Genomic DNA, 25,547 nt, shown 5'->3' with positions numbered 1-25,547 from the left:
ACAAGCCTAAGAGATGACAGAAGAAAAATACATGAGGCGATGCATTCAGTTGGCCAAAAACGGCCATGCCAATGTTTCGCCCAACCCCATGGTAGGAGCAGTAATAGTATGTGATGACAAAATCATAGGTGAAGGCTACCACATACGTTACGGAGAGGCACATGCCGAAGTTAATGCCATTCGATCCGTAAGAGACGAATCACTCCTGAAACGGTCAACCATTTATGTAAGTCTGGAGCCTTGTTCACATTACGGAAAAACACCTCCCTGTGCTGATCTGATCATTTCCAAAGGTATTCCACGAGTTGTTGTAGGCTGCGAGGATCCGTTTGTTGAGGTTGCCGGTCGCGGCATACGCCGCCTAAGAAATGCCGGTTGCGAAGTTATAGTGGGCATGCTCCAAGAAGAATGTAAAAAGCTCATCAAACCTTTTACCACGTTCAATCTATTGAAACGACCTTACATCATTCTTAAATGGGCCGAATCTGCCGATGGTTTTATTGATTTGAACCGCACGGAAGGAACACCCGCTATCTTATCTACGGAGCTAACTTCCATGCTTGTACATAAAAGAAGAGCAGAAGCAGACGCCATTATGATAGGAACACGTACGGCAAAATTAGACAATCCGTTCCTCACCGTGCGCAATTGGGAAGGCAAACACCCTACACGCGTGGTGTTGGACCGTCACCTCACGTTACCCGATGACTTGCATCTTTTTGACGGAACAGTATCTACGCTGGTCTTCACAGCCAAAGAAAGAAAATCAACTTCCGGTGTAGAATTCATCACGCTGGATTACACAGAAGATATCCTCCCGCAAATTTTAACGGCTTTATACAAAAAGAAAATCGAATCGTTATTTGTCGAAGGAGGCAGCCAACTGCTACAGTCATTCATTGACAGTGGTTTATGGGATGAAATTTATATAGAGAAAAGTCGTAAGCAATTGGGTTCGGGGGTAAAATCTCCGGAAATAGACGAGAGAATAAGCCATTCCGTCGATAAAAAGTTTGGCATACCCATCTGGCATTTCATTCGTAATAGACAACAAACTCAGAAAAAAGATGATTTATAAAGCTTTTAAAAAGAGGGCGATTATCTATAATTTTATATAAAACTTGCCCAAGATGTTCAATATAGAGAAATTTGTTTCTATTTTTGCAATTTGTAAATAAACACCAAGCTCCAAATGAAAATAAAGTTTTTATCAGTAATTCTTTGCTCCTTTGCTACGGCTATTATTGTCAGTTCATGTTTGAGCTCCGACGAAAAGAACATTGAATACAGTTCAGACGACACAATTCACGCATTTGCCATTGATACGATATATGGCGAAAACTACGCTTTTACTATTGACAACGCCAATAATAAGATATATAACGTTGACTCGCTCCCGGTAAGTTCCGATACGATTATTAACAAGGTATTGATTAAAACGTTGACGGTATCCGGTTATGTGACTTCAGCCGACACCCTGTTTAATGTGGCCGACTCTCTGGATCTGTCTAAGACCATGGAGAAGCCACTCGAATTAACCGTTCACTCGGCCGATGGTAAATACACTCGCAAGTATAGCGTGGAAGTACGCAGACACAAGCAAGATCCTGATTCTTTGAATTGGAACAAAATGACTGATTCTTTCTCTGCCGGAGAAATTACCGGAACACAAAAATCAGTTGTACTCAATAATCGCATCTGGACATACGGAAGTTATTCTGTTGCTTTCAGTGCATCTGTGAACGATGGCAAATCGTGGACGAAAAGCGCTGTTACCGGTCTGCCCGCCGATACTAAGATGCATTCTTTAATGGTGTTTGGCAGCAAAATATTTGCAGCAACGCAAAGCGGAAAATTGTTCTACAGTGAAAATGGGACCAGCTGGTCGGAATGGACTGCATTAAGTGGCCATGTGGTTGCACTGACAGCTGCATTCCCCAATAGCTTGGCTGCTGTTGTTGAAGCAAACGGAAAGAATCTATTTGCCATTTCAGACAACGCTCTAACTTCTTGGCAAACAGGTGTAGAAGTCCCTGCAGCATTCCCGCTTGAAAACATTTCGACCACGGTATTCACCAGCAGAACTCAAATGACAACTGCATTCATTGCCGGAAAATCAACGACTAAAACCACTCCTTGGTTCTCTTTTGACGGATTGGAATGGAGTGATTCCGAAACGACTTCATCTTATGCTTTGCCGGCTATGACAAGCCCGCACATCATGAGATACAGTAATAAATTCTATGCTTTCGGAGGTGACTTCAGTGCCTTGTATGTATCAGAAGAAGGCATCGTATGGAAACCTGCCGAAACCAAAACGCTCTTGCCTTCTCAATTTAAGGGAAGACAAAACTGCTCCGCAGTTGTAGATGCAAACAATTACATCTGGATTATGTGGAGTAAAACAGCTGGCGCAACAGATGAAGTTTGGCGCGGGCGAATTAATAAACTAGGTTTTATAATCAACAATGATTGAATATAGCATGCTGATAAGGCGTGCCTAAGTATACTTAAACAGTTACAGTAATGGACAATAAAGAGCAAATAGATATTAACCGGATACCCGAACATGTGGCTATAATCATGGACGGAAACGGACGATGGGCTAAGCTCCGCAACAAGGAGCGTAGTTACGGCCATCAGGTTGGTGCAGAGACTGTCCATGTCATTACTGAAGAAGCAGCCAGGTTGGGCATTAAATTTCTCACGCTGTACACCTTCTCTACAGAGAACTGGAACAGACCCACAGATGAAATCGCCGCCCTCATGAGCTTGCTCATTGACTCCGTAGAAGAGGAAACTTTCATGAAGAACAACATCAGTTTCCGAATCATCGGTGATATAGAAAAGCTACCGGCCAGCGTGCGAGAGCGCTTACAACAATGCGTTTCACATACGGCCAACAATACGGGTATGTGTTTGGTACTTGCTCTCAGCTACTCTTCGCGCTGGGAACTAACAGATGCCATGAAGAAGATAGCCGCACAGGTGCAAAAAGGGGAATTGAAACCCGAGGACATTGATTGCGACTGCATAAACAGGCACCTAAGTACACACTTCATGCCCGACCCCGATTTACTCATACGTACCGGAGGAGAAATACGTTTAAGCAATTACCTGCTGTGGCAATCTGCCTATTCGGAACTCTATTTTTGCGATACCTTCTGGCCTGATTTCAGGAAGGAAGAATTTCATAAGGCAATTCTCGACTATCAACAAAGAGAACGCCGCTTCGGAAAAACCAGTGAGCAAATCAGTTAACTTTAGAACAATAACTCAAAATAAATAAGTAAATGCACAATCGTATTTCTGCTATACTCATCGCGTTTGTAGGCTTATGTAGCCTAACAACTTCAGGTTACGCACAAAATGTAAGCACAGACGACTCCTCAAAGCCGGTGATTCTTTATTCGGGTACTCCCAAAAAATATGAAATTGGCGGTATTGAGGTTACCGGTGTAAAAAACTACGAAGATTACGTTCTGATTGGTCTTTCCGGACTATCCGTTGGCCAAACCATTACCGTACCGGGTGATGATATAACAGGGGCTATTAAGCGATATTGGCGGCATGGACTTTTCTCTAACGTGGCCATTACTGCCGAGAAGATAGAGAATAATAAGATATATCTGAAAATATCTCTGACACAACGTCCGCGTATCTCTGAAATTCACTATTATGGAGTGAAGAAATCTGAGAAAGAAGACTTGGAAGCCAAGTTGGGCTTGGTGAAGGGTAGTCAGATTACACCTAACTTGGTTGACCGCGCCAAAACCCTCATCAAAAGATACTTCGATGACAAAGGCTTTAAGAATGCCGATGTAATCATTGGACAACGAGATGATGCTTCGGCCGAGAATCAAGTTATTGTTGATGTTAAAATTGACAAGAAGGAAAAAGTAAAAGTGCATAAAATAACCATCGTGGGTAACGAGGCTCTTAAAGCGTCCAAGTTGAAAAGAGTCATGAAGAAGACCAACGAGAAGAATAAACTGCTGAATTTGTTCCGGACCAAAAAGTTTGTAAACGAGAATTATGAGGCCGACAAGCAGTTGATCATTGACAAGTACAACGAGTTAGGCTACCGTGATGCACGCATTGTGGAAGATAGCATCAGTCCGTATGATCAAAAAACAGTGAACGTGTTCATGCGTATTGATGAAGGTCAAAAATACTTCTTACGTAACGTTACTTGGGTGGGTAACACTTTGTATCCGTCCGAACAGCTCAACTTCCTGTTGAGAATGAAAAAAGGCGATGTTTATAACCAGAAGTTGCTCAACGAACGTGTTACTACTGACGATGACGCTATTGGTAACTTGTATTACAACAACGGTTATTTGTTCTACAACCTAGAACCCGTTGAAGTAAATATTGAAAACGACTCCATCGATTTGGAAATGCGTATTTACGAAGGTCGTCAGGCTACAATCAGCAAAATAAAAATCAACGGTAACGACCGCGTGTATGAAAACGTTGTAAGACGTGAGTTGCGTACTCGTCCGGGACAATTGTTCAGCAAGGAAGACCTGATGCGTTCTATGCGTGAAATTCAGCAAATGGGCCATTTTGACCCTGAAAATATCAAGCCAGACATTCAACCTGATCAGGTAAACGGTACGGTTGACATTGCTTATGACCTCGTATCAAAGGCCAATGACCAGGTAGAATTCTCTGCCGGCTGGGGACAAACGGGTGTCATCGGTAAGCTTAGTTTGAAGTTCACTAACTTCTCACTGCCTAACTTATTGAAACCGGGAGAAAACTACCGTGGTATTTTGCCGCAGGGCGACGGTCAGACACTGACCATCAGCGGACAAACCAATGCTAAGTATTACCAGTCATACAGTGTGTCTTTCTTTGATCCCTGGTTTGGCGGAAAACGCCCTAATTCATTCTCTGTTTCAGCTTTCTATTCTGTGCAAACAGATATCAGTAGCAGCTATTACAACACCGGCTACATGAACAACTATTACAATAGCCTTTACGGTGGCGGATATGGCAATTACAACTATAATAACTACGAAAATTACCTTGACCCCGACAAATCGATCAAGATGTATGGTCTTTCTGTAGGTTGGGGTAAGCGTTTAAGCTGGCCGGATGACTACTTTACTTTGTCGGCCGAGCTTTCTTACCAACGCTATATCTTGAAAGAGTGGCAGTATTTCCCTGTAACAAACGGTAGATGTAACAACATCAGCCTGAACCTTACACTGGCTCGTAACTCTACTGATAACCCCATCTACCCACGTCAGGGATCTGATTTCTCACTATCTGTACAGGTTACACCGCCTTACTCTCTGTTTGACGGAGTTGATTACGGTTCATACAATCTGAGCAACCAAGACGATGTAAACAAGATGCATAAATGGGTTGAATACCACAAATGGAAGCTGAAATCAAAAACATATACCGCCTTCACCAGCGGTGCCAAAGCTCCGGTATTGATGACGCGTGCCGAGTTCGGTATCTTGGGTCATTTCAACAAAAACAAGAAATCTCCTTTCGAGACATTCGATATGGGAGGTGACGGTATGACCGGATATTCAAGCTACGCCACTGAAAGTGTTGCACTTCGTGGTTACGAAAACAGCTCACTGACTCCTTACAGAGGAATGGAAGGATATGCCTACACACGTTTGGGACTGGAATTAAGATACCCGTTAATGCTTGAAACAAGTACCAGCATCTATGCATTAGGATTCCTCGAAGCAGGTAACGCATGGAACGACATCAAAGACTTCAACCCGTTTGAGCTAAAACGCTCTGCCGGTGTGGGTGTACGTATCTTCCTGCCTATGATTGGTATGATGGGTATCGACTGGGCATACGGATTTGATAAGATATTAGGTTCCAAACAATACGGTGGCAGTCAGTTCCACTTTATTTTGGGGCAAGAATTCTAACTTATGTATAATCATTTAAAGCTAAACGTCATGAGAAGATCTGTTCTGTTATTTGTTTTGCTGCTCACAACAGCTGTTGCAGCCAATGCACAAAAGTTTGCATTAATTGATATGGAATATATTTTAAAGAATATTCCATCGTATGAGAGAGCCAACGATCAGTTGAATCAGGCTACCACCAAGTGGCAGTCGGAGATTGAAAACTTATCGAAAGAGGCACAGAACATGTATAAAAGTTATCAGGCAGATGCCAAAACATTATCTGAAGCTCAAAAAATAAAAAGAGAGGAAGATATTGTAGCCAAAGAAAAACAGGCATCCGAACTGAAACGCGCATATTTTGGTCCGGAAGGGGAAGCCATCAAACTCAGAGAGAAACTGATTAAGCCCATTCAAGACCAAATCTATGAAGCAGTTAAGCAAGTGGCTGAGTTGAAAGGATATTCTGCTATAGTTGACAGAGCGTCGGCAAATAGCATAATATATGCTAATCCACGTATCGATATCAGCAATGAAGTATTGGCGAAATTAGGATTTTCAAATTAATTTCATACATTTGCATCCAAGAAAAAATAATTATTTAAATAAAGAATAGAATTATGCTTAAAAAAATTGCAATTGCTCTTATGCTTATCTTACCGATGGGTGTAGCTGCTCAAACCTTGAAATTCGGTCACGTTACATCGAATGAAATCATCATGGCTATGCCTGAATTCACAAAAGCTCAGACCGACTTACAGGCTCTTGAGAAAAAATACACGGACGAAATCAAAAGAACCAACGACGAGTTCAACAAAAAGTACCAAGAGTTTCAACAAGCTATGGCGAAAGATTCTTTGCCACAAAATATCGCTGAAAGAAGACAAAAGGAATTGCAGGATATGATGCAAAGAAGCGAGCAATTCCAACAAGAAGCTGCTCAGAACATGCAAAAAGCGCAAACAGAACTGATGGCTCCTATCAGCAAGAAGGTAGAAGATGCAATCAAGGCTGTGGGTGAAGCTGAAAATCTGGTTTACATCTTTGATTTGGCCAGAACTTCTATTCCTTTCGTTAATGAAAAACTTAGCGTAAATGTAACACCGCTGGTTAAAGCAAAACTGGGGTTGAAATAATAACAATATTGTTAACGCGGATAACGCGGATGAAGCGCCAATTCGCTTCATCCGCGTTTTTTTTAGTATAACTCTTATGATGAAGAAACAGTTACCCGAAGCACCAGGCCCCATCGGAGTGTTCGATTCCGGTTACGGGGGACTAACCATTCTGCAACAAATCAGAAAAACTTTGCCCCAATATGATTATATCTATCTGGGCGACAACGCACGTACTCCTTACGGTACGCGTTCTTTCGAAGTTGTATATGAGTTTACCCGGCAAGCAGTGACCAAATTGTTTGAGATGGGTTGCCATCTAGTCATTCTGGCTTGTAACACAGCATCGGCCAAGGCTCTTCGTAGCATACAAACCAATGACTTGCCTCAATTGGATTCATCGAGAAGAGTTCTTGGAGTTATCCGCCCCACGGTAGAAAGGATTGGCGAAATGACTCGTAGCCGGCACATTGGAGTGGTTGCAACAGCCGGAACCATCAAGTCAGAGTCTTACCCGCTCGAGATTCGCAAGCTGTTTCCGGATATCACCGTGACCGGAGAAGCTTGTCCCATGTGGGTGCCTCTTGTTGAGAACAACGAGGCAACGGGTGACGGGGCCGACTTCTTCATTCGCAAGAACCTCAACAGTCTACTCGGTAAAGATCCTCAAATAGATGCGATCATTTTGGGCTGCACCCACTATCCACTCTTACTTCCTAAAATAAATCAATACGTACCTCAAGGAGTACAAATCATCACACAAGGTGAATTCGTGGCTGTCAGTTTGCAAGATTATCTTAAAAGACACCCCGAGATAGCCGATAAATGTACGCAGAACGGAGTTACCCATTTCTATACCACAGAAGCAGAAGAGAAATTCTCGGAATCGGCCAAACTTTTCCTGAATGAGGAAATTGAAGTGAAGAGAATATCACTGGAATAAAACTTCATTCGTCGTTAACTTTTCGCCGGTTTACTTTGTTCTATCATAAAGAAACAACTAAAGAGAAATACCATGAAAGAGAATGATGCCAATAAATTAACGGAAGTTTTTGTCGGAACGCCTTGGCAAGCCGAACTAGTCAAAGGGTTATTAGAGAGCAACGGAATACAAGCAGCGCTCAAAGACGGAATCATGGGAACCTTGGCGCCTTACATAAGCCCGGAAGTAGCGGTTTTTGTAAGCGAAGAGAACTATGAATCGGCTGTGACCCTGATCAATGAAAACGAAGATAAAAAAACCGACTAAAGTTGTTTTAAGAACCGCTCCAAGCGGTCAAGCCCTTCCTTGATATTCTCCAGCGAGTTGGCATACGAAAACCGGATGAAACCTTCGCCACAAGTCCCGAAGTCGATACCGGGAGTGACACCTACTTGTGCCTCCTCCAAGATTCGGAATGCAAACTGATAGGAATCTTTCGTGAATTTACGGGCATCGGCAAAGACATAAAAGGCTCCCATCGGTTCCACATCGATACCAAAACCCATCGCTCTGAGGCGTTCAATCATGTACAATCGTCGCTCATTGTAGATGCTACACATATTCTCCACATCGGGAGCCGCTTCACGCAAAGCAGCTATCCCCGCAGCCTGAGCCATAGACGGAGCACAGATAAACAAGTTTTGCTGCAACGTTTGCAAAGCGCGCATGTAGGGCTTGGGCGCAATAAGATACCCCAAACGAAAACCGGTCATGGCAAAACGTTTGGAAAATCCGTTGACCACGAAAGCCTTGTCGGTAAACTCCAATATGCTTCTTGCTTTACCGTCATAAACCAGTCCGTGATATATTTCATCCGATATAACGGGCACTCCCAAAGAAGCTATTTCTTTCAAAAAAGAGTCGGGCAACAAGTTTCCCGTGGGGTTCATGGGTGAGTTTATAAAGACAGCCCGTGTGCGCGATGAAATGGACTTACGGATGTCGTCCATGTGGTACTCCATTCCTTTGCGCAACGGTACCAATACCGGATTGGCCTGAACAGCCAGCAGGAAATTACGGTAACAGGCATAACCCGGGTTCGAAAGAATAACCTCACAATCGGCCTCGCAGAGTAACATTAAAGCCAGTAAAATGGCAGGTGAAGAGCCCGAAGTTACCACAATGCATTCGGGGTCGACCGTCACATCGTATTCATCTTTGTAAAACCGGGCAATTTCTTTCCTGAGCTGCACATCGCCCAAAGAATGGGTGTAATGTGTGCACTGATTATCCAACGACAACTTAGCCGCTTGTAACACACAAGCAGGCGTGTCAAAGTCGGGTTCCCCCACTTCCAAATGAATAATGGAAACTCCTTCACGTTCAAGTTCTTTGGCTCTTTCGAGTACATCCATTACAATAAAAGGAGTCATTTGCTCCACCTGGGGATTGATATGCTTCATGAATTATTTTGTATTAAAAGGATGCGCAAAAGTACAAAAAAGAGTGCGAAAACGTATCAACAAAATCAAGAAAGCAGAGCGGTAAAATACTATTTGATGACTTTTAATGGGCTCCTAGCTTACAGATTAGCAAAAATAGGCTATATTTGTAATTCAAATCGTAATAGAAATGGAGCATCAGTTTACACGCATCGCTGTTAAAATAGGGAGCAATGTGCTTACACGAAAGGATGGCACACTGGACGTCACACGCATGTCGGCCCTGACCGACCAGATTGCCGGGTTACACAAAGCGGGAATCGAAGTGATTCTCATCTCTTCGGGGGCGGTTGCCTCGGGAAGAAGTGAGGTGAAAACCAACAAGAAGCTCGACAGTGTGGACCAACGACAGCTTTTCTCGGCTGTGGGACAAGCCAAATTGATTAACCGTTACTACGAATTATTTCGCGAACACGGCATTGCGGTGGGACAAGTTCTTACCACGAAGGAGAATTTCGGAACCCGCAGGCATTATCTCAATCAGAAGAACTGCATGAGTGTGATGCTGGAGAACAAGGTGATTCCCATTGTAAACGAAAACGATACCATCTCGGTCAGCGAACTTATGTTTACCGACAACGATGAGCTATCGGGCCTTATCGCTTCGATGATGAATGCTCAGGCATTGATTATCCTCAGTAACATCGACGGTATCTACAACGGGGTACCAAGCGACCCTTCGGCCTCAGTAATCAGAGAAATAGATCGGGGGAAAGACTTGTCGAACTACATTCAGACGAGCAAGTCAAGTTTCGGACGGGGTGGTATGCTTACCAAGACCAACATTGCCCGTAAAGTGGCCGATGAAGGTATTACCGTTATCATTGCCAACGGCAAACGAGACGACATATTGACCAACCTCATCAATCATCCCGACACCACCTTGTGCACTCGTTTCCTGCCCTCCGAGCAGCCGGTATCCAGCATCAAAAAATGGATTGCTCACAGCGAAGGTTTTGCCAAAGGAGAAATACACATCAACGAGCAAGCCACTCAGGTACTTACATCCGACAAAGCAGTAAGCATACTGCCCATCGGCATTACCCGTGTGGAAGGAGAATTTGAAAAAGATGATATTGTGCGTATCATCGACAACCAGGGAAACGCCATCGGAGTGGGTAAAGTAAACTGCACCTCCCGACAGGTAATCGAAGCACTAGGCAAGCACGGAAAAAAAGCCGTAGTACATTATGATTACTTATACTTGGAATAACGCTTAAAACAAAAATATGATGGAACAGTTAAACGACACGTTTGCTGCCGTACAAGCGGCCAGCAGAAAACTGGCATTGTTAACCGATGACCAAATTAACAGTGTGTTACTGGCCGTTGCCGATGCAGCAGTGGAACATACCGCATTCATTCTGTCAGAGAACCAAAAAGATCTGGAAAGAATGGATCCGGCAGACCCGAAGTTCGACCGGTTGAAGCTGACTGAACAACGAATCAAAGACATTGCAGCCGACATACGCAACGTGGCTTCCCTACCCTCTCCGTTGGGAAGGATATTGGCAGAGACAGTGAGGCCCAACGGCATGAAGCTCACCAAAGTCAGTGTGCCCTTCGGCGTGATCGGTATCATCTACGAAGCTCGCCCCAACGTGAGCTTCGACGTATTTTCCCTTTGTTTTAAGAGTGGAAATGCTTGTCTGCTGAAAGGCGGAAGTGATGCCGAATTCTCCAACAAAGCCATTGTAAGCGTTATTCACAGCATATTGAAACAACATCAGCTCGACACACATATAGCTGAACTGCTGCCGGCAGACCGTGAAGCAACCAACGCCTTGCTTCACGCCGTGGGTTATGTAGATCTTATCATACCTCGCGGCAGTTGCGGACTTATTAATTTCGTCCGCCAAAATGCGTCTATCCCCGTTATTGAAACCGGTGCAGGTATTTGCCATACCTATTTCGATGAAGACGGCGACTTGGAAAAAGGAACCCGCATTGTGAACAATGCCAAGACCAGACGTGTAAGCGTATGTAATGCGCTCGACTGTCTGGTGGTTCACCGCAAACGCCTGGCCGACTTACCTACCTTGTGTCAACTGCTTCCAGCCAGTAACGTACTGGTTTACGCGGATACCGAGGCTTACAACGCACTACAAGGACATTACCCTGCCGAGTTACTGAAACATGCTACAGATGAAAGTTTCGGTACCGAATTCCTGTCGTATGCCATGGCTGTGAAAACAGTTGGCAGTCTGCCGGAGGCATTGGAACACATACACATGTACAGTTCCAAGCACAGCGAATGCATCATCACTGAAAACAAAGAATCAGCAATCCTTTTTACCAAAGTGGTTGATGCGGCTTGTGTGTACACCAACGTATCCACGGCCTTTACCGACGGTGCTCAATTCGGATTGGGTGCTGAGATCGGCATCAGCACGCAGAAACTGCATGCTCGGGGACCTATGGGACTGGAAGAGATTACTTCCTATAAATGGATTGTTGAAGGCGACGGGCAAATAAGAGTATAAACCAACTAAATAAAGTGAACATGAAACAATTTACATGTGTACATGACTTGGGCGATTTGAAAAGTGCCCTCGATGAAGCTTTTGAAATAAAGAAAGATAAATTCAAATACGTGGAGCTGGGTCGTAACAAAACCCTGATGATGATATTCTTCAACTCCAGTCTGCGCACCCGTTTAAGTACGCACAAAGCCGCAATGAACCTGGGCATGAACGTCATGGTACTTGACATCAACCAGGGAGCCTGGAAACTGGAAACAGAACGAGGCGTGATTATGGATGGTGATAAGCCCGAGCATTTGCTCGAAGCCATACCCGTCATGGGATGTTATTGCGACATCATCGGCGTACGTTCTTTTGCCCGTTTTGAAGATCGCGAATATGATTACAACGAAGTAATCATCAATCAGTTCATTGAACATTCCGGTCGCCCGGTCTTTTCTATGGAAGCAGCCACACGCCACCCCCTGCAAAGCTTTGCCGACCTTATTACCATTGAAGAGTATAAGAAAACGGCACGTCCCAAGGTAGTAATGACTTGGGCACCTCATCCTCGCGCACTTCCTCAGGCAGTGCCCAACTCATTTGCCGAATGGATGAACGCAACCGACTATGAATTCGTCATCACACACCCCGAAGGTTACGAGCTTGCTCCCGAATTTGTGGGCAATGCGCGGGTAGAATATGACCAGATGAAAGCCTTTGAAGGAGCCGACTTCATATATGCCAAGAACTGGGCTGCCTACACAGGCGACAATTACGGCAGAGTTCTGAGTAAAGATATGGACTGGACCGTGAGCAACAAACACATGTCTGTTACCAACAACGCCTATTTCATGCACTGCTTACCGGTACGTAGAAATATGATTGTTACTGACAGCGTGATTGAGGGTCCTCAATCTATTGTTATTCCCGAAGCTGCCAACCGCGAAATATCGGCTACCGTTGTATTGAAAAGAATGATTGAAGGGTTGAAATAAAAACCTTTCCCCTATAAGTAAAAGAGCTGCAACCCTGAAAGAAGTTGCAGCTCTTTTGTCATTTATCTACCGGTTTACCAGCCTGTTGCCAACCGTTGAATCCTTCAGCCAGTTCGTAAACCTGAAAGCCTTGCTTTGCCAAAATAGAGGCAGCCTTTTTGCTGCGATGCCCGCTGCGACAATAAAGCGCTACCGGCACATCCTTCTGCAACAGCGAATCGGCTATGGCCTGAAAAGATCCGTCGAGCACATTGATATTAATGGATTTGGCAATGTGGCCTTCCGAGAATTCGAGTGGTGTGCGCACATCAAGACGTTGCACAGACTCCTCTTTAATCAGCGATTCGAACTCATTAGTGGGAAGAGTTGTATAGTTTTTTGGCTGCTGACAACCAAACAAAGACGACAATATAAACATGGTAGTTACAACTAAGTGATACATTTGGTCAATTATTAAAGTTAAACTAATTCGACGAAGGCGCAAATTCGTACCGATAGGTCTTCACCCCTTCATCGTACGTGTTAACGCTAAAATAAACAACCACCCCATTCGTATTGTTTAGAAGATACCCGTTCAAAGGCACAGAAACATAAGCCCGGCGGGTAAACGCCTGCAAGTCGTCCCCATCATCGTGATACAGTTTGAGGTACACTACCGTTCTTCCCTCACCGTCAATAGCAAGCGCCTCCTCCACAAAGTGAAACAGGTGTTTGGCACTGTGCATTTTTACCAGCAGCACAGCATTCAGGTAAGCATTTCCTTTCCACACACTCTGTATGGCCACCGGATCAGTGAATACCCCATTCTTAAAGGCAGAAGCCGGTTCGGGCTTCGGTGAAATGGCTTGCAGTAAAGCATAAATCTTCACCCGGGGTACTCCATTCTGACTCACCTCTTTCGTTTCATAATTGGCTACCAAACGCAACGTATCACCCGGCGATGCCGTGGTGGCCGATGCATCCTCCGCTACCTCCAACAACTGTCCGTTGTCTCTGGTTAACGTAGCCAAACTCCCATTGACTCCTGCTCTTCCGGTCAGAAATTCCAGTTGAACCGAAGGATAAACATAATCGTCATCTTCCTCACAAGAAGACAGACAGCAGATGCTCAGTAGACTGATTAGAAAGAGTCGGAACGGTTTCATCGACTTGCGGCCAGGTAATTAATTACAGGATTGGCATACATTACTAATAACTTCTCACGCAAAAACTCCACATCTTTATTGGGAATAGAAATTTTGTCGAGCTGTCCTGCAATATAATCCTCGAATGTTTGCTTCTCTTCAGCCGAATAATTACCGGCAAAAGTGGTCGTTCCATCGAGTAAATCACACGCCACATAATTGCCGGGATACAAACGATAATTGGCATGAATCTTCCGGTCAATCAAAGCTGAGACACAAGCAAAAAGTTCCGTTTTCGGCAAAGAAGCATCCAGTTTCAAGAGGTCGTCGTTGATCAGCTCCGCCACTTGGAAGTGAACCCTTCCCTTGAAACCGAATAACCCGGTTTTCATGTTCAGCAAATCATCCTGAGTTGATTTCTTGTAACCCTCAACATCTCTTTTCAGTTGAAATTCCTGCGCTTTGAGGTAATCACACGGATCATACTCATACGAAAGAGACAGCGGTGCGATGTTCATCTCCGCCAGTCGCTCCAGCACAGAACCCTCACCACCCATGGCCAACATCTTGAGTACACTATCTTGCGTGCGGTCGTTGGAATCTTTTGCACGTCCCTCGCGCTGCGCAATCCAGATAGATTGTTTCTTGTCGCGAATGGTGTAATGCATGTAGTTCGACATCAGTGCCGATGCTTCCAACATCTGGCGCATGGTGAGCGCCCGTTGCACAATAAATGATTTGTTGATGCGCACCACCTTTTTTATCCACGGATAAATCAGCAGATTGTCGCCAATGGCAATCTCCACCGTACTCATACCCAAATCGAGCAACAAGATCGACAAGAAACCCGAGTCGAGAATAATATCGCGGTGATTGGAAATGTACGTATACGGCTTCTCCTTATCGGGCAAAGCAGAGTGGTCAATGGTAAGTCCGCTGGCACACTCCTTTACGATATTCCAAAGTAAACCATAACAAAAAGCCTTCTGAAACTCCAGCTTAGTACGGCAAGAACGCATTTTCTGCGCAATAGCCTCGAAAGGCACCCCCGGCATAATAGACGAAACAGCCTTTTGAAAGGCAGGATCGGCAATCAGCTCCTCATAAACGGCAGGAAGCTCCTCGTCATGATAAGGTCGGATGTCATCAAAAGCAGTCGGATTCATAATTTATCTTCAATAATATCAGTCATTACATCTTTAATATCCAGTCCGGCAGCACTAATCTGCTGTGGAATAAAGCTGGTTGGTGTCATTCCGGGCGTGGTGTTAATCTCGAGCAGATTAATTTTTTGCGACTCGGTAATGATATAGTCAATGCGTATAATACCCGAACAGCCCAAGATATCATAAATGGCCGAAGTGAGCAGTTGCACCCGTTCGGTCAACTCGTCAGGCAAACGTGCAGGCGTAATTTCCTCCACCTGTCCGTTATACTTCGCATCATAATCAAAGAATTCATTTTTAGTAACTACCTCCGTAATAGGAAACACTACCTCTTTTGATTTTGTTTTGTAACATCCGCAGGTAATTTCTATTCCGTCCATAAACGCCTCAACAATTACCTCATCGGCTTCGCTAAATGCTTTCTCAAGAGCCGGTTGAATTTGCGATTCCTCCTTCACCTTCGTCACGCCGAAGCTAGAGCCACCCAAGTTGGGCTTAATGAAACAAGGTAATCCCACCTTGCCGGTAATCTCCTGATTGAGCACCTCGTGCCCTTTGCGAATCATGAGAGATTCTGCCACCCGTATGCCAAACCCTTTGAGGTACTGGTTGCAGGTAAACTTGTTGAATGTAATAGCGGCAGGCAATACCCCACAGCACGAATACGGAACGCGTAACATATCGAAATAGCCTTGTAGCAGACCGTTTTCACCGGGTGTACCGTGAATGGTGATATAGGCAAAATCAAACTTCACCTTATCCGTTCCGTTGTGGAAGCTAAAATCGTTACGGTCAACAGCAGCCTTTTCGCCACCGGGCAGTTGCACTTCCCAGCGAAGTCCCTGCATTTCAACAATGTACAAATCATATTTTTCCTTATCTATAAAGGAATAAAGCCCCTGGGCGCTGCGAAGGGAAACAGGCAGTTCAGAAGAATCTCCACCTGCTACAATGGCAACAATTGGTTTCATACTAAATCTCTATTACTAATATAGCCTCTCCATCTGTCGATAAGCTGCGTCATGTCATCGGGCATTTCAGAGGTAAAATACACCTCCTCACCGGTGTGAGGGTGTACAAAACCCAATGTCATGGCATGAAGCGCCTGTCGGGGACAAATATCAAAGCAGTTGTTTACAAATTGTTTGTATTTACTAAAGTGAGTTCCTTTGAGAATTTCGTGTCCGCCGTAGCGTTCATCATTAAACAGCACGTGCCCAATGTGTTTCATGTGCACGCGTATTTGGTGTGTTCTTCCGGTTTCGAGCACACACTCCACCAGCGTAACATAGCCCAGCCTCTCCAGCACCCGGTAATGCGTAACGGCATGTTTGCCTATCTCCGGGTCTTCGAAAACCGCCATCTGCATGCGGTCTCTGGGGTTACGGGCGATGTTTCCAACGACTGTGCCCTCGTTTTCCTCAACAATACCCCACACCAGCGCGCGGTATTTGCGTTTGGTTGTTTTATTAAAGAATTGCAATCCCAGATGCGTCTTGGCATCGGGAGTTTTGGCTATAACCAGCAAACCCGACGTGTCCTTGTCAATGCGGTGCACCAGTCCCACTCTCGGGTCATTGGCATCGTAATCGGGATCATCCTTCAGGTGCCAAGCCAAAGCGTTGACCAGTGTACCGTGATAATTACCGTGCCCCGGATGCACTACCAGTCCGGCAGGTTTATTCACCACCATCAGATACTTATCCTCGTACACAATGTTGAGCGGAATATCCTCGGGCACCACCTCATTTTCGTAACGCGGACGGTCCATCATGACCGTGATTACGTCCAGCGGCTTCACCTTGTAGCTGCACTTCACCGGCTTACCGTTTACCATGACGAATCCCGCCTCAGCTGCCTTTTGAATGCGGTTGCGCGAAGCATTGACAATGCGGTCGAACAAATACTTGTCAACCCTTACGAGCGCCTGCCCTTTGTCGGCCACCACCCGGAAATGTTCGTAAAGCTGAGCCTCGTCGCCAATGGCTTCTATCTCATCAATATCGTTATCTTCTATCTCTTCTGAAAAGTTTTCTATCATCTGACACTCAAAAACGGATGAATTATTTAGAACCAGCTATCCTCAGATTTCGAGGGCGCCTGCTCCGCCCCGGTGTCATCACCGCTATCGTCGGCACCGATGCTGTCGGTACCCATATCCAGACTCTCCTCCGTTCCATCGCCCACCATGAGAGTAAGCGTTGAACCGGCCGGAACCTTCTCGTCGGCCATCAAGCGTCTGCCGCGGTACTTCACTCCATACACCCAGTCCTTCTCACCGCTCACATATTCGTTCTCGGTGAGTTTGAATCCTACAGCCGACAAGCGTGCCTCCGCCTGACGTACCGAACTGTTATCGGCCACATCGGGCACCGGTTTCAGCGGCACGTTCAACGTGTTTATGGTCAGATAAATGGTTCTGCCCTCCTTCACCTTTTGTCCGGCAGCCGGAGTATAATCGAGGATACACCCCGCAGCTTTATGTTTATCGTAACTAGAGTCCGTTACCATGCAAAGCAAACCCCTGTCAGCAAAGATTTTGGCAGCCTGCTGCACCGTCATGTTGCGCACATCGGGCACGGCAACCGATTCACCGTGGCGCGTGTAGAGATCAACTCCCGTGAGTGCACCGAATACGAGCACCCCGGCTACAACCACCATCACAATGATGTTTACCCAAAAGTATTTATTCTCCCTGAAAGAAAAAAAATCTTTTATTGTCATAATTACCAGTCATTATTTGGGGCCAAAGATAGTATATTTAGTTGATAAGATGCATACGCTTTCGGAAGAATCGGTTATTTGAGGTGACAATTCCGTACAAATAATCCGTTTTAATAACTGATTTTGATTCCGGCAAAATAGCTTCGAGGCATCGAAGGACCGTAAATGTAGCCTGAGTCTCGCTTCCTGCCTTTATCGAAATCATTCTGATAAGCATTAAACAGATTCTGCACACCTGCATTCAACTGTAACTTTGTTGTTTTATAAACATCAAAATCATAAGCCAGCTTGATGCCCAAATCTAAGAAGTCACGGGTAGTAACCGCAACATCCTTTTCCACATAGCCGGCCATGTGCTGAACCAGCATGGAGCCCGTGTAAGTGCCCGTATCTTCGAGTACAAATACATCGGCTAACTTGGTATAGAAACCTTCCACCAAGAAATTAGTTTGAAAAGCGCCAAACCGGTGATATCAATCGGCCGAGGCACTGAAACTTTGTGATTTCTCCTCTTTCAAATCAGAAGCCAGTTCGATCATGGAAACAGTTCCCCCCCACATTATCAATATGCAAATCTTCATCAAAAGCCTGCGGAGCGCGGAAGCCGGAAGCATAACTCAGTCGGAAGTTCAGGTTCTCCGTGGGGTTGAAGCGCAAATTAGCCCGCGGACTCACAACGGCATCATCCATCAGGTTATGCTTGTCGATACGAGCCCCAATCAGTATTCCCCACTTGGCCGTTTTCCATTCGTTTTGCAAAAAAGCACTGGCTATGTTGATGGTCTGTTTCGTGTACCTGTTGTAGCCCCACATATTATCTTCCAGACCGTCACGGTTATACTCCACGCCCGACGTCAAATCAGACGGCATAAACAACAATAGATCAAACCGGTACACATACTGCGCACCCGCCATAAAGGTAAGATCGGTTGTTTTTCCATAAGCATTCAAGTCCTTTCCACCACCATAATAACTGTCCCTGTCGGTATGCTGAGCTGAAGAAAACACACTCAGGCGATGCTTCTCATCGGGAGAAAAATAGTCGAACTTCAGTCCACCGCCATTGATGGAATGCTCCAATTGTTCAGCAATATCAGCTTCGTGCGGCGGGCGATTGAGCAAGTTGCCCCCTCTGCGAAACTCCTGCATGTGGTGGTATTCAAAAGTCAGCTTGGTATACGTACTCGTCTTGAAGTACGAACGGAAGCCTACCGTTTGATTCTTCAGTTTAGGCATTTCCGTGTAGCCGTCGTCGTCGTGGTCATAACCCGAACGATAGCGGTTCTGACCAAACACATACAATCCTGCCCGCTGATCATCCGTCACCAACGAAGCATTCAAGGTCGTATTATTATCGAAAGCCGACGCATCGCCCACAGCAGTCAGCGTATGCGCTAGCTGGCCGGAGTTTCTCAGCGGCTCCTTGGTGATGATATTGATGGTACCTGCAATGGCCGAAGAGCCGAATAAAGCTGAGCCACCGCCACGCATCACCTCCACCCTTTCAATCATATTGGCCGGTATTTGTTCCAAGCCGTACACACCCGACAAAGCACTGAATATGGGGCGCGAATCTATTAATATCTGCGTATAAGGTCCGTCGAGTCCATTAATACGTACCTGCTGGAAGCCACAATTCTGGCAATTCGTTTCCACCCTCACACCCGGCTGAAAATTAAGTCCCTGCGACAGCGTGGCCGAGTTGGTCGTTTCAAACATCTTAAAATCAACCACGTTGACCAGCGTAGGCGCCATTCGGCGGGTCGTTTCACTACGGTTAGCCGAAATAACCACCCCGTCGAGCGCCACCAAGTCTTCCTCAATCTCAAAATCTTCTTCCAACGTACGTCCCTTCTTGAGACTTACATTTCGTTTAACCGTTTTGTAGCCCACCGCGCTAACCTCAAGCACAAAATTTCCTTCGGGTAAGTTCTTCAAGAAGTAATGCCCCGTAGCATCTGTTACAGTACCAATGGTAGTGCCTTTTAGCGCCAGTGTGATGTAGGGTAAATGTTCTTTGGTTGCTTTATCGAGCACATGGCCGATTATGTTTGCATCTGATTTTTTTAATTCCGGTACCTCCGGAGAGACAGCCTGTGCCGACAAATAAAAACAGCACAAAGCGACTATGGATAATATATATTTCATTTTGCTTTTAATTTTAATACGTGAAACACATGCGTTGCTCCTCATGGGGCAAAGCACATCAATGCCTTCCGCTCTATACTATAGCAGAAGGGTAGAAAACTCTATTCTCAAATCAATCAAGAAATATCAAAGAGAGTAAGAAGGAGGTGCACGCAACTGAATGCCTGTTAGCCTGGAAGACACAATGACTTGCAAGCGAGCATCAGGCAGCAGTTCTAAAAAGAAAAGCAGTAATGGGGTTACCAACAAGGAAAGAACAATGGCTCCGGTAACCCAAATTTGCGACAGATGATTTATCAGCTGAAACTCTGCAGAAGAGTGCGTATGCTCTACATCCTTATTGAACGGATGGGAATGCACAATTGTGACTCCGTTCACCACATGCGAGTGAACAAATAAACTGACCAGCCCTACGTAAGATATAAACAAGGCCGGCAAGAAATATTTGAGTATGCGAAGCAACAATCGTTTCATGTTTCACTGATTAACCGCAAAAAATAGGTTTATAATCGACTACCCCTAATTAAACATCTTAACACCAAAAACATGAAGATTGTTTTTATAATTATAACTTACCTCCCATCCATGCATGATGCATATTTGTTGAACAATGGCTAATCCAAGGCCATTACCTTTCTTCTGTTCCGAAGAGCGGCTAAATCGCCTGAATACCTTGTCTTGATCAAGCGCATGATCTATCCCAGTATTTGAAACCTTAAAACAATTGCTGTCTACTTTTATATTAATAATTCCCTCTTTTACATTATGGCGAATCGCATTCACCACCATATTATTTATCAGACTTTCAACAAGCAATTTATTGGCCTTTAGGTTAAGCGAGTTCCCTGTTTCTACATGAACAGTGAGACCTTCACTCTCTGCCAGCTCACGTAAATACATTAGTTGATCGTGTAGTATTTTCACAAAATCAACAACTTCCATATTTGACAATTGAGCATTATCTATGCGTGCCAGAAACAGCAAATTCTTATTTAAGCGGGTCATCCTAGCCGATACTGCATACAAAGATCGTATTATTTCCGTATTTGACTGTGTCAATCCTGGTTGCTGCAAAAGAATATCCAATTGCGATTTAAAGACAGCCAATGGTGTTTGAAGTTCGTGAGAAGCATTTTCTATAAACTCCTTTTGCTGTTTATAAATAGTAATATTGTCAACCATCAACCCGTTCAATTTCTCATTAAGGCGAGAAAATTCAATCGTAGTTGTCTGCTCAAAATCAGGCTTTTGCCCCGATTCCAGCTTAAAACCTTCTATCTTATCTAACGTATCATAAAATGGTTTCCATAGCTTCTTAGACATCATACGTTGAAGTATGGTCAATGACACCAACAAAGCCAAAAACAAAAGACCATATTGCGAACCCATCGTGGCAAGCAGATCTTTGTTTTCTATCATCGGGATGTGTGACATCAAGACAAAAGGTTTTCCTTCAATTTCAATTTTACGATAGAATACCCGGTAATCTACCGGATACCCTTCCGCACTATTAAAAAAGGCTTCTTTCACGGGCTTGTCAAACACATATAAATCACTATACGGCACAATAGCTACATCTTCATTGTATTTATTCCAATGGTCAATATCCTCCTTTGAGAAAGAGGGAAGCCGTTTCGAAATAAATTCATCACTTCTAAAGATAATAAGTTCATCCAGATCTTCCGCATAAAAATGCCTCATTAAAAAAAACAGCAATGGCGCACAACACAACAGTACTAGTGTTGTGTATATAAAAAAGCCTCTGAGATTTTTATCTGCCAGTGTTCTCATTCTACCCATTGATATCCGGTTCCATAAATCGTTTTAATCATACAATCACAACCTTCTTCTGAAAGTTTTGCCTTCAAGTTTTTAATATGAGCATAGACAAAATTATAATTATCAAACATATCAGCCATGTCACCCGAGAGGTGTTCTGCTATAGAATCTTTAGATACAATTCGTTTCTTGTTTCCTATGAGAAATAATAGAAGATCATATTCTGACCTGGTAAGATTAATAATCCGATCTTTTACTTTTGCGGTTTTTGAAAGCAAGTCAATTTCCAGATTTCCAGAAGTTAGCAGATTACTATGTGAGAACTGTTGACGTCGCATAAGCGCATAGATCCGAATGCTTAATTCGGAAAGAGAAAAAGGTTTTGAGAGATAATCGTCAGCGCCTATTTTCAAGCCCTCAATCTTATCATCCAGAGAGCCTCGGGCTGACAAGATAATAACGCCACTATTTATATGCCGAATCTTTATTTCTTTGAGTACCTCAATGCCATCGCCACCGGGAAGGTTTAAGTCAAGCAAAATACAATCATAGGTGTACAAAGAGATTTTTTCTATTGCACTATCAAAGTCATAAGCCTGTTCGCAGAGATAATTATCATCTGAAAGAAACTTTGCTATGTTATTCGATAATTCTTTTTCGTCCTCAATAATCAATATTTTCATGTCACTTCCATGTCTTTTGGTTATTAACAAAATAACGGTATGTTTTTATTGCCCACCTTTAGCCCATTTAGCATTTTTTCTTCTTTGAGTGTATTTGTAAATTTCAAACCACGTAATCGTTGCCGCTCCGGACACCACTGAGACAAGGATTTCCCAAAGATTGATAGATGAAAACTGAAACAACCGTTGTAAAAATGGTACAGTAAGTGCAAGGGTTATAAATAAGGTAGCTCCTCCTGCAACCCATTTCACTGTAGAATTGGGAGTCCGTAAGATGGTAATGATAGACTCTGTCCACGAACGATTAGTCAGAATGGTAAATATATTAGCCGTAATAAGCGCCACAAAAATCATGGTACGCACTTCGGCCGTGGGATACCCCAACGCCAATGTAATAAAGTAAACCGCCAGCATAGCAATCAGTATCCAGAATCCTTGAAAACACCCCACAAATAATTTTCCGGAGCCGAAGAAAGGCTCATTTACACTTCTTGGAGGGCGAGTCATAACACCTTTCTCAGCACTCTCAGCTTCAAAAATAACAGAGCAGGCAGGATCAATAATCAGTTCCATAAAAACAACGTGCACCGGCCACAGTATGAGAGGAAAATCGACAAAGAGCACCGGTATCAGTGATAAGCCCGCAATTGGCATGTGAATGGCGAAAATATAGCCCAAGGCCTTTTGCAGATTGTCGAATATTCTGCGTCCCATTTCTATAGCTCCCACAATAGAGCCAAAGTTGTCATCCATCAAGACCAATGCCGAAGCCTCGCGCGCTACATCCGTACCTTTCTCACCCATAGCTATACCTATGTTGGCCGCTTTAAGCGCGGGAGCATCGTTCACCCCGTCGCCGGTCATCGCAACGATATCTCCATTCCTCTTCAGAGCATTCACAATTTTGAGTTTTTGTTCCGGAATAACTCGTGCAAAGACATCCGTATACTTAATTTTACTTTGCAGTTCCTCTTCACTCATCTCGGCAAGTTCTTGTCCGGTAATGCAGTTATTATAGTGTGTCAAGCCTATTTCCCGTGCAATATTCTGTGCCGTAACAGGATAATCTCCGGTTATCATGATTACCCGTATCCCGGCCTGATGGCACTTATGAACCGCATCGGGAACTTGTCGGCGGATAGGATCAGATAATCCAATCAGTCCTACGAATTCAAAGTCAAAATCATGTTGACCGGAAGGTAGCACATTTCCGGTAATGTACGCTTTCGCCACTCCAAGCACCCTCAGTCCAGCAGCAGCCATCTGTTGGGTAGCCGAAGCGTAATCAGTAATCTGTTCTTTTGAAAGGTGGCAGAGATCAAAGATGGCCTCGGGTGCTCCTTTAGCCGCAATCACCCTATTTTCGTTTTCCCGGTTTTTAAATGCTCGAGACATGGCTAACATTTCACGGGAAAGAGGATACTCCTTTACCATTTCCCAACTTGTGTGAATATGTTCCGTGTTAGCAAGATAATCTACTCCCAGCTTATTGATGGCTTTTTCCATCGGATCGAAGGGGTTTGTCTGGCTAGACAAAATGGCATATTCAATGATATCGTGATATTCCTCCGGAAATTCCGTTTTATCTTTGGCAGTCCAAAAATCGCTTTTGTTATATAGCTGAGTCACCACCATTTTATTTTCCGTCAGTGTACCTGTTTTGTCCGTACAAAGAACAGTAGCCGAACCCAAAGTTTCTATTGCCGACGGTTTGCGGGTCAGTACATTCCTTCGTGAGATACGCCAAGCACCAATTGCCATAAAGATAGTCAGCACTACCGGAAACTCTTCTGGTAACATGGCCATGGCCAATGTTATTCCGGCTAAGAATCCTTGTAATAAATCGCCACGCGTTAAGGTATAAACGATGACAACAGAAGTACACAAGATCCCGCCAATAATCGTAAATAGTTTAACGAGCTTACTGATTTCTGCCTTCAGTTTAGTGGGTGTCTCTTTGACCTCTTCCAGTGCCTTACCAATTTTTCCAATTTGAGTACCCATACCAATACTCGTAACTCGGGCCAAACCATTGCCTTGAACAACGAGTGATCCGGAATACACAAACGGAAGATCATCTCCTCCGGGCTGCAAATCAGTAGTCTCACCTTCATATTCATGTTTGCGCACAGGTACTGACTCTCCGGTAAGCAAGGATTCATCAACAAGTAAGCTCACACATTTTAAAATTGTAGCATCAGCCGGAATGCGATCGCCCTCTTGCAATACAATGATGTCATCACAAACCACTTCGCGCCCCGGAATACGTATTTCTTGGCCTTCCCGAATAACAAGGGCTCTTGGACTTGCCATGTCTTTCAATGCCTCCAATGCCTTCTCGCTTTTCCGTTCCTGATAAAACTCAATACCCATCACAACAAAAACAAAACTCAGTAACATGATGCCTTCCTCTGTGTCACCCAATATCATATACAAAGCGCCACAAGCCACTAATAAAAGGAACATAGGTTCTTTTATCACTCCCAGCATAATGGTATAAAAATTGCGCGAGTTACTTCCATGCAACTCGTTATACCCTTCTCTCAGTAACCTATCCTGAGCTTCTTGCTGAGTCAATCCATTGAATTTATCCGTTGATTCCATACCGATGCTATTTCTTATGATTGTATAATTTATCCAGTAGTGAAACGAACTGTGCCTGTTCTTCGACAGTGAGTGATTTTATAATTCTTTCAGCTAAATATTCATGGGCATATTCATGTCGTTGATTCACCTGATTGCCAATATCAGTAAGATGAAGATGCGAACTTCGCCTATCGGCATCGGAACTGGTTTTATAGATGCACCCCTTTGTTATAAGTCTCTCAACGGCTACGGTTACCGAGGGCTTTTTCACACCAAGAGCCTGAGACAATTCCGTGATGCTGGGATTGCCCAATTCATTGATCGTTTCAAGATAATTAATTTGTGAAGAAGATAAATCTTTCACATCGCAAAGTTCTTTTGCCTTCGATTCAGCTTCCGTAATAAAACGCGAGAAACGAGATATGGCCAATTTTATTTGTTCTTTCATGT

General features: G+C 44.3%; 23 protein-coding genes and 1 pseudogene. 11 read left to right on the top strand and 13 right to left on the bottom strand.

Annotated elements, in window-relative coordinates:
• Nucleotides 1-13 precede the first annotated feature (13 nt).
• The 8 genes from ribD (at nucleotide 14) to C511_RS0102305 (ending at nucleotide 8,252) form a co-directional block, all read left to right on the top strand.
• Nucleotides 14-1,078 carry a bifunctional diaminohydroxyphosphoribosylaminopyrimidine deaminase/5-amino-6-(5-phosphoribosylamino)uracil reductase RibD gene (gene ribD / locus C511_RS16020; RefSeq protein WP_024995278.1) on the top strand — a complete coding sequence of 355 codons (1,065 nt, stop codon included), beginning with the start codon at nucleotides 14-16 and terminating at the stop codon, nucleotides 1,076-1,078.
• Nucleotides 1,079-1,192: 114 nt separating this feature from the next.
• A complete protein-coding gene (locus tag C511_RS0102335; RefSeq protein WP_024995279.1) occupies nucleotides 1,193-2,476 on the top strand; it encodes a DUF6242 domain-containing protein in 1,284 nt (427 codons plus the stop codon).
• Nucleotides 2,477-2,526: 50 nt separating this feature from the next.
• Nucleotides 2,527-3,261: an isoprenyl transferase gene (locus C511_RS0102330; RefSeq protein ID WP_024995280.1), complete on the top strand. Its 735-nt coding sequence runs from the start codon at nucleotides 2,527-2,529 to the stop codon at nucleotides 3,259-3,261.
• A 32-nt stretch (nucleotides 3,262-3,293) separates the two neighbouring features.
• Nucleotides 3,294-5,909, top strand: coding sequence for an outer membrane protein assembly factor BamA (gene bamA / locus C511_RS0102325; RefSeq protein ID WP_027317726.1), 2,616 nt, complete (start codon nucleotides 3,294-3,296; stop codon nucleotides 5,907-5,909).
• 30 nt (nucleotides 5,910-5,939) lie between these two features.
• Nucleotides 5,940-6,455, top strand: a complete 516-nt coding sequence (locus C511_RS0102320; protein ID WP_024995281.1) for an OmpH family outer membrane protein — start codon at nucleotides 5,940-5,942, stop codon at nucleotides 6,453-6,455.
• A gap of 53 nt (nucleotides 6,456-6,508) precedes the next feature.
• The gene (locus tag C511_RS0102315) at nucleotides 6,509-7,024 is read left to right on the top strand and encodes an OmpH family outer membrane protein (RefSeq protein WP_024995282.1); all 516 of its coding nucleotides are present in this window, start codon (nucleotides 6,509-6,511) and stop codon (nucleotides 7,022-7,024) included.
• A gap of 79 nt (nucleotides 7,025-7,103) precedes the next feature.
• A complete protein-coding gene (gene murI / locus C511_RS0102310; protein ID WP_024995283.1) occupies nucleotides 7,104-7,946 on the top strand; it encodes a glutamate racemase in 843 nt (280 codons plus the stop codon).
• Nucleotides 7,947-8,018: 72 nt separating this feature from the next.
• Entirely contained in the window at nucleotides 8,019-8,252 is a 234-nt protein-coding gene (locus tag C511_RS0102305; protein WP_024995284.1) for a DUF2007-related protein, read from the top strand.
• Here C511_RS0102305 and C511_RS0102300 read toward each other — a convergent pair.
• A complete protein-coding gene (locus C511_RS0102300) occupies nucleotides 8,249-9,388 on the bottom strand; it encodes a pyridoxal phosphate-dependent aminotransferase (RefSeq protein ID WP_024995285.1) in 1,140 nt (379 codons plus the stop codon). The genes C511_RS0102305 and C511_RS0102300 overlap by 4 nt on opposite strands.
• Nucleotides 9,389-9,557: 169 nt before the next feature.
• Between C511_RS0102300 and proB the strand changes: the two genes are divergently transcribed.
• Genes proB through C511_RS0102280 form a run of 3 tightly spaced genes read left to right on the top strand, consistent with a single transcriptional unit; the run spans nucleotide 9,558 to nucleotide 12,887 of the window.
• Nucleotides 9,558-10,640, top strand: coding sequence for a glutamate 5-kinase (gene proB, locus C511_RS0102290; RefSeq protein ID WP_027317725.1), 1,083 nt, complete (start codon nucleotides 9,558-9,560; stop codon nucleotides 10,638-10,640).
• A 16-nt stretch (nucleotides 10,641-10,656) separates the two neighbouring features.
• Complete coding sequence (locus C511_RS0102285; RefSeq protein ID WP_027317724.1) at nucleotides 10,657-11,910, top strand: glutamate-5-semialdehyde dehydrogenase; 1,254 nt, start codon at nucleotides 10,657-10,659, stop codon at nucleotides 11,908-11,910.
• A gap of 20 nt (nucleotides 11,911-11,930) precedes the next feature.
• Nucleotides 11,931-12,887: a Rossmann-fold NAD(P)-binding domain-containing protein gene (locus tag C511_RS0102280; protein WP_024995286.1), complete on the top strand. Its 957-nt coding sequence runs from the start codon at nucleotides 11,931-11,933 to the stop codon at nucleotides 12,885-12,887.
• 58 nt (nucleotides 12,888-12,945) lie between these two features.
• Here the strand turns inward: C511_RS0102280 and C511_RS0102275 are convergent, their stop codons facing one another.
• From C511_RS0102275 to C511_RS0102220, 12 genes and pseudogenes are all read right to left on the bottom strand, one after another.
• On the bottom strand, nucleotides 12,946-13,329 hold the full coding sequence (locus tag C511_RS0102275) for a rhodanese-like domain-containing protein (RefSeq protein WP_154657448.1): 384 nt from the start codon (nucleotides 13,327-13,329) through the stop codon (nucleotides 12,946-12,948).
• A gap of 22 nt (nucleotides 13,330-13,351) precedes the next feature.
• Nucleotides 13,352-14,032 (bottom strand): NigD1/NigD2 family lipoprotein, encoded by a 681-nt coding sequence (locus C511_RS0102270; protein WP_024995288.1) that lies wholly within the window; start codon nucleotides 14,030-14,032, stop codon nucleotides 13,352-13,354.
• Complete coding sequence (locus tag C511_RS0102265; protein ID WP_027317722.1) at nucleotides 14,029-15,177, bottom strand: hypothetical protein; 1,149 nt, start codon at nucleotides 15,175-15,177, stop codon at nucleotides 14,029-14,031. The genes C511_RS0102270 and C511_RS0102265 overlap by 4 nt, the downstream gene beginning before the upstream one ends.
• A complete protein-coding gene (locus C511_RS0102260) occupies nucleotides 15,174-16,148 on the bottom strand; it encodes a D-alanine--D-alanine ligase (RefSeq protein WP_024995289.1) in 975 nt (324 codons plus the stop codon). Before C511_RS0102260 ends, C511_RS0102265 begins: the two co-directional genes overlap by 4 nt.
• The gene (locus tag C511_RS0102255; protein ID WP_027317721.1) at nucleotides 16,145-17,218 is read right to left on the bottom strand and encodes an RluA family pseudouridine synthase; all 1,074 of its coding nucleotides are present in this window, start codon (nucleotides 17,216-17,218) and stop codon (nucleotides 16,145-16,147) included. Before C511_RS0102255 ends, C511_RS0102260 begins: the two co-directional genes overlap by 4 nt.
• Nucleotides 17,219-17,244: 26 nt before the next feature.
• A complete protein-coding gene (locus C511_RS0102250; RefSeq protein ID WP_027317720.1) occupies nucleotides 17,245-17,901 on the bottom strand; it encodes a PASTA domain-containing protein in 657 nt (218 codons plus the stop codon).
• A 110-nt stretch (nucleotides 17,902-18,011) separates the two neighbouring features.
• Nucleotides 18,012-20,049: pseudogene (locus C511_RS16015) on the bottom strand (TonB-dependent receptor).
• A gap of 126 nt (nucleotides 20,050-20,175) precedes the next feature.
• Complete coding sequence (locus C511_RS0102240) at nucleotides 20,176-20,523, bottom strand: hypothetical protein (RefSeq protein WP_024995290.1); 348 nt, start codon at nucleotides 20,521-20,523, stop codon at nucleotides 20,176-20,178.
• Between the two features lie 45 nt (nucleotides 20,524-20,568).
• Nucleotides 20,569-21,840 carry a PorY family sensor histidine kinase gene (locus C511_RS0102235; protein ID WP_024995291.1) on the bottom strand — a complete coding sequence of 424 codons (1,272 nt, stop codon included), beginning with the start codon at nucleotides 21,838-21,840 and terminating at the stop codon, nucleotides 20,569-20,571.
• The gene (locus C511_RS0102230) at nucleotides 21,837-22,511 is read right to left on the bottom strand and encodes a response regulator transcription factor (protein WP_024995292.1); all 675 of its coding nucleotides are present in this window, start codon (nucleotides 22,509-22,511) and stop codon (nucleotides 21,837-21,839) included. The genes C511_RS0102235 and C511_RS0102230 overlap by 4 nt, the downstream gene beginning before the upstream one ends.
• A 45-nt stretch (nucleotides 22,512-22,556) precedes the next feature.
• Nucleotides 22,557-25,115: a cation-translocating P-type ATPase gene (locus C511_RS0102225; protein ID WP_027317719.1), complete on the bottom strand. Its 2,559-nt coding sequence runs from the start codon at nucleotides 25,113-25,115 to the stop codon at nucleotides 22,557-22,559.
• 7 nt (nucleotides 25,116-25,122) lie between these two features.
• Entirely contained in the window at nucleotides 25,123-25,545 is a 423-nt protein-coding gene (locus C511_RS0102220) for a MarR family winged helix-turn-helix transcriptional regulator (RefSeq protein WP_024995293.1), read from the bottom strand.
• Nucleotides 25,546-25,547 lie beyond the last annotated feature (2 nt).

The organism is Bacteroides graminisolvens DSM 19988 = JCM 15093, assembly GCF_000428125.1.
Taxonomy (GTDB): domain Bacteria; phylum Bacteroidota; class Bacteroidia; order Bacteroidales; family Bacteroidaceae; genus Bacteroides; species Bacteroides graminisolvens.
This window is presented reverse-complemented; position numbering and strand designations above follow the sequence as displayed.

Coding starts and splice junctions, on each gene's coding strand:
- ribD (WP_024995278.1), top strand. CDS start 14: ATGACAGAAGAAAAATACATGAGGCGATGCATTCAGTTGGCCAAAAAC.
- C511_RS0102335 (WP_024995279.1), top strand. CDS start 1,193: ATGAAAATAAAGTTTTTATCAGTAATTCTTTGCTCCTTTGCTACGGCT.
- C511_RS0102330 (WP_024995280.1), top strand. CDS start 2,527: ATGGACAATAAAGAGCAAATAGATATTAACCGGATACCCGAACATGTG.
- bamA (WP_027317726.1), top strand. CDS start 3,294: ATGCACAATCGTATTTCTGCTATACTCATCGCGTTTGTAGGCTTATGT.
- C511_RS0102320 (WP_024995281.1), top strand. CDS start 5,940: ATGAGAAGATCTGTTCTGTTATTTGTTTTGCTGCTCACAACAGCTGTT.
- C511_RS0102315 (WP_024995282.1), top strand. CDS start 6,509: ATGCTTAAAAAAATTGCAATTGCTCTTATGCTTATCTTACCGATGGGT.
- murI (WP_024995283.1), top strand. CDS start 7,104: ATGAAGAAACAGTTACCCGAAGCACCAGGCCCCATCGGAGTGTTCGAT.
- C511_RS0102305 (WP_024995284.1), top strand. CDS start 8,019: ATGAAAGAGAATGATGCCAATAAATTAACGGAAGTTTTTGTCGGAACG.
- C511_RS0102300 (WP_024995285.1), bottom strand. CDS start 9,388: ATGAAGCATATCAATCCCCAGGTGGAGCAAATGACTCCTTTTATTGTA.
- proB (WP_027317725.1), top strand. CDS start 9,558: ATGGAGCATCAGTTTACACGCATCGCTGTTAAAATAGGGAGCAATGTG.
- C511_RS0102285 (WP_027317724.1), top strand. CDS start 10,657: ATGATGGAACAGTTAAACGACACGTTTGCTGCCGTACAAGCGGCCAGC.
- C511_RS0102280 (WP_024995286.1), top strand. CDS start 11,931: ATGAAACAATTTACATGTGTACATGACTTGGGCGATTTGAAAAGTGCC.
- C511_RS0102275 (WP_154657448.1), bottom strand. CDS start 13,329: ATGTATCACTTAGTTGTAACTACCATGTTTATATTGTCGTCTTTGTTT.
- C511_RS0102270 (WP_024995288.1), bottom strand. CDS start 14,032: ATGAAACCGTTCCGACTCTTTCTAATCAGTCTACTGAGCATCTGCTGT.
- C511_RS0102265 (WP_027317722.1), bottom strand. CDS start 15,177: ATGAATCCGACTGCTTTTGATGACATCCGACCTTATCATGACGAGGAG.
- C511_RS0102260 (WP_024995289.1), bottom strand. CDS start 16,148: ATGAAACCAATTGTTGCCATTGTAGCAGGTGGAGATTCTTCTGAACTG.
- C511_RS0102255 (WP_027317721.1), bottom strand. CDS start 17,218: ATGATAGAAAACTTTTCAGAAGAGATAGAAGATAACGATATTGATGAG.
- C511_RS0102250 (WP_027317720.1), bottom strand. CDS start 17,901: ATGACAATAAAAGATTTTTTTTCTTTCAGGGAGAATAAATACTTTTGG.
- C511_RS0102240 (WP_024995290.1), bottom strand. CDS start 20,523: ATGAAACGATTGTTGCTTCGCATACTCAAATATTTCTTGCCGGCCTTG.
- C511_RS0102235 (WP_024995291.1), bottom strand. CDS start 21,840: ATGAGAACACTGGCAGATAAAAATCTCAGAGGCTTTTTTATATACACA.
- C511_RS0102230 (WP_024995292.1), bottom strand. CDS start 22,511: ATGAAAATATTGATTATTGAGGACGAAAAAGAATTATCGAATAACATA.
- C511_RS0102225 (WP_027317719.1), bottom strand. CDS start 25,115: ATGGAATCAACGGATAAATTCAATGGATTGACTCAGCAAGAAGCTCAG.
- C511_RS0102220 (WP_024995293.1), bottom strand. CDS start 25,545: ATGAAAGAACAAATAAAATTGGCCATATCTCGTTTCTCGCGTTTTATT.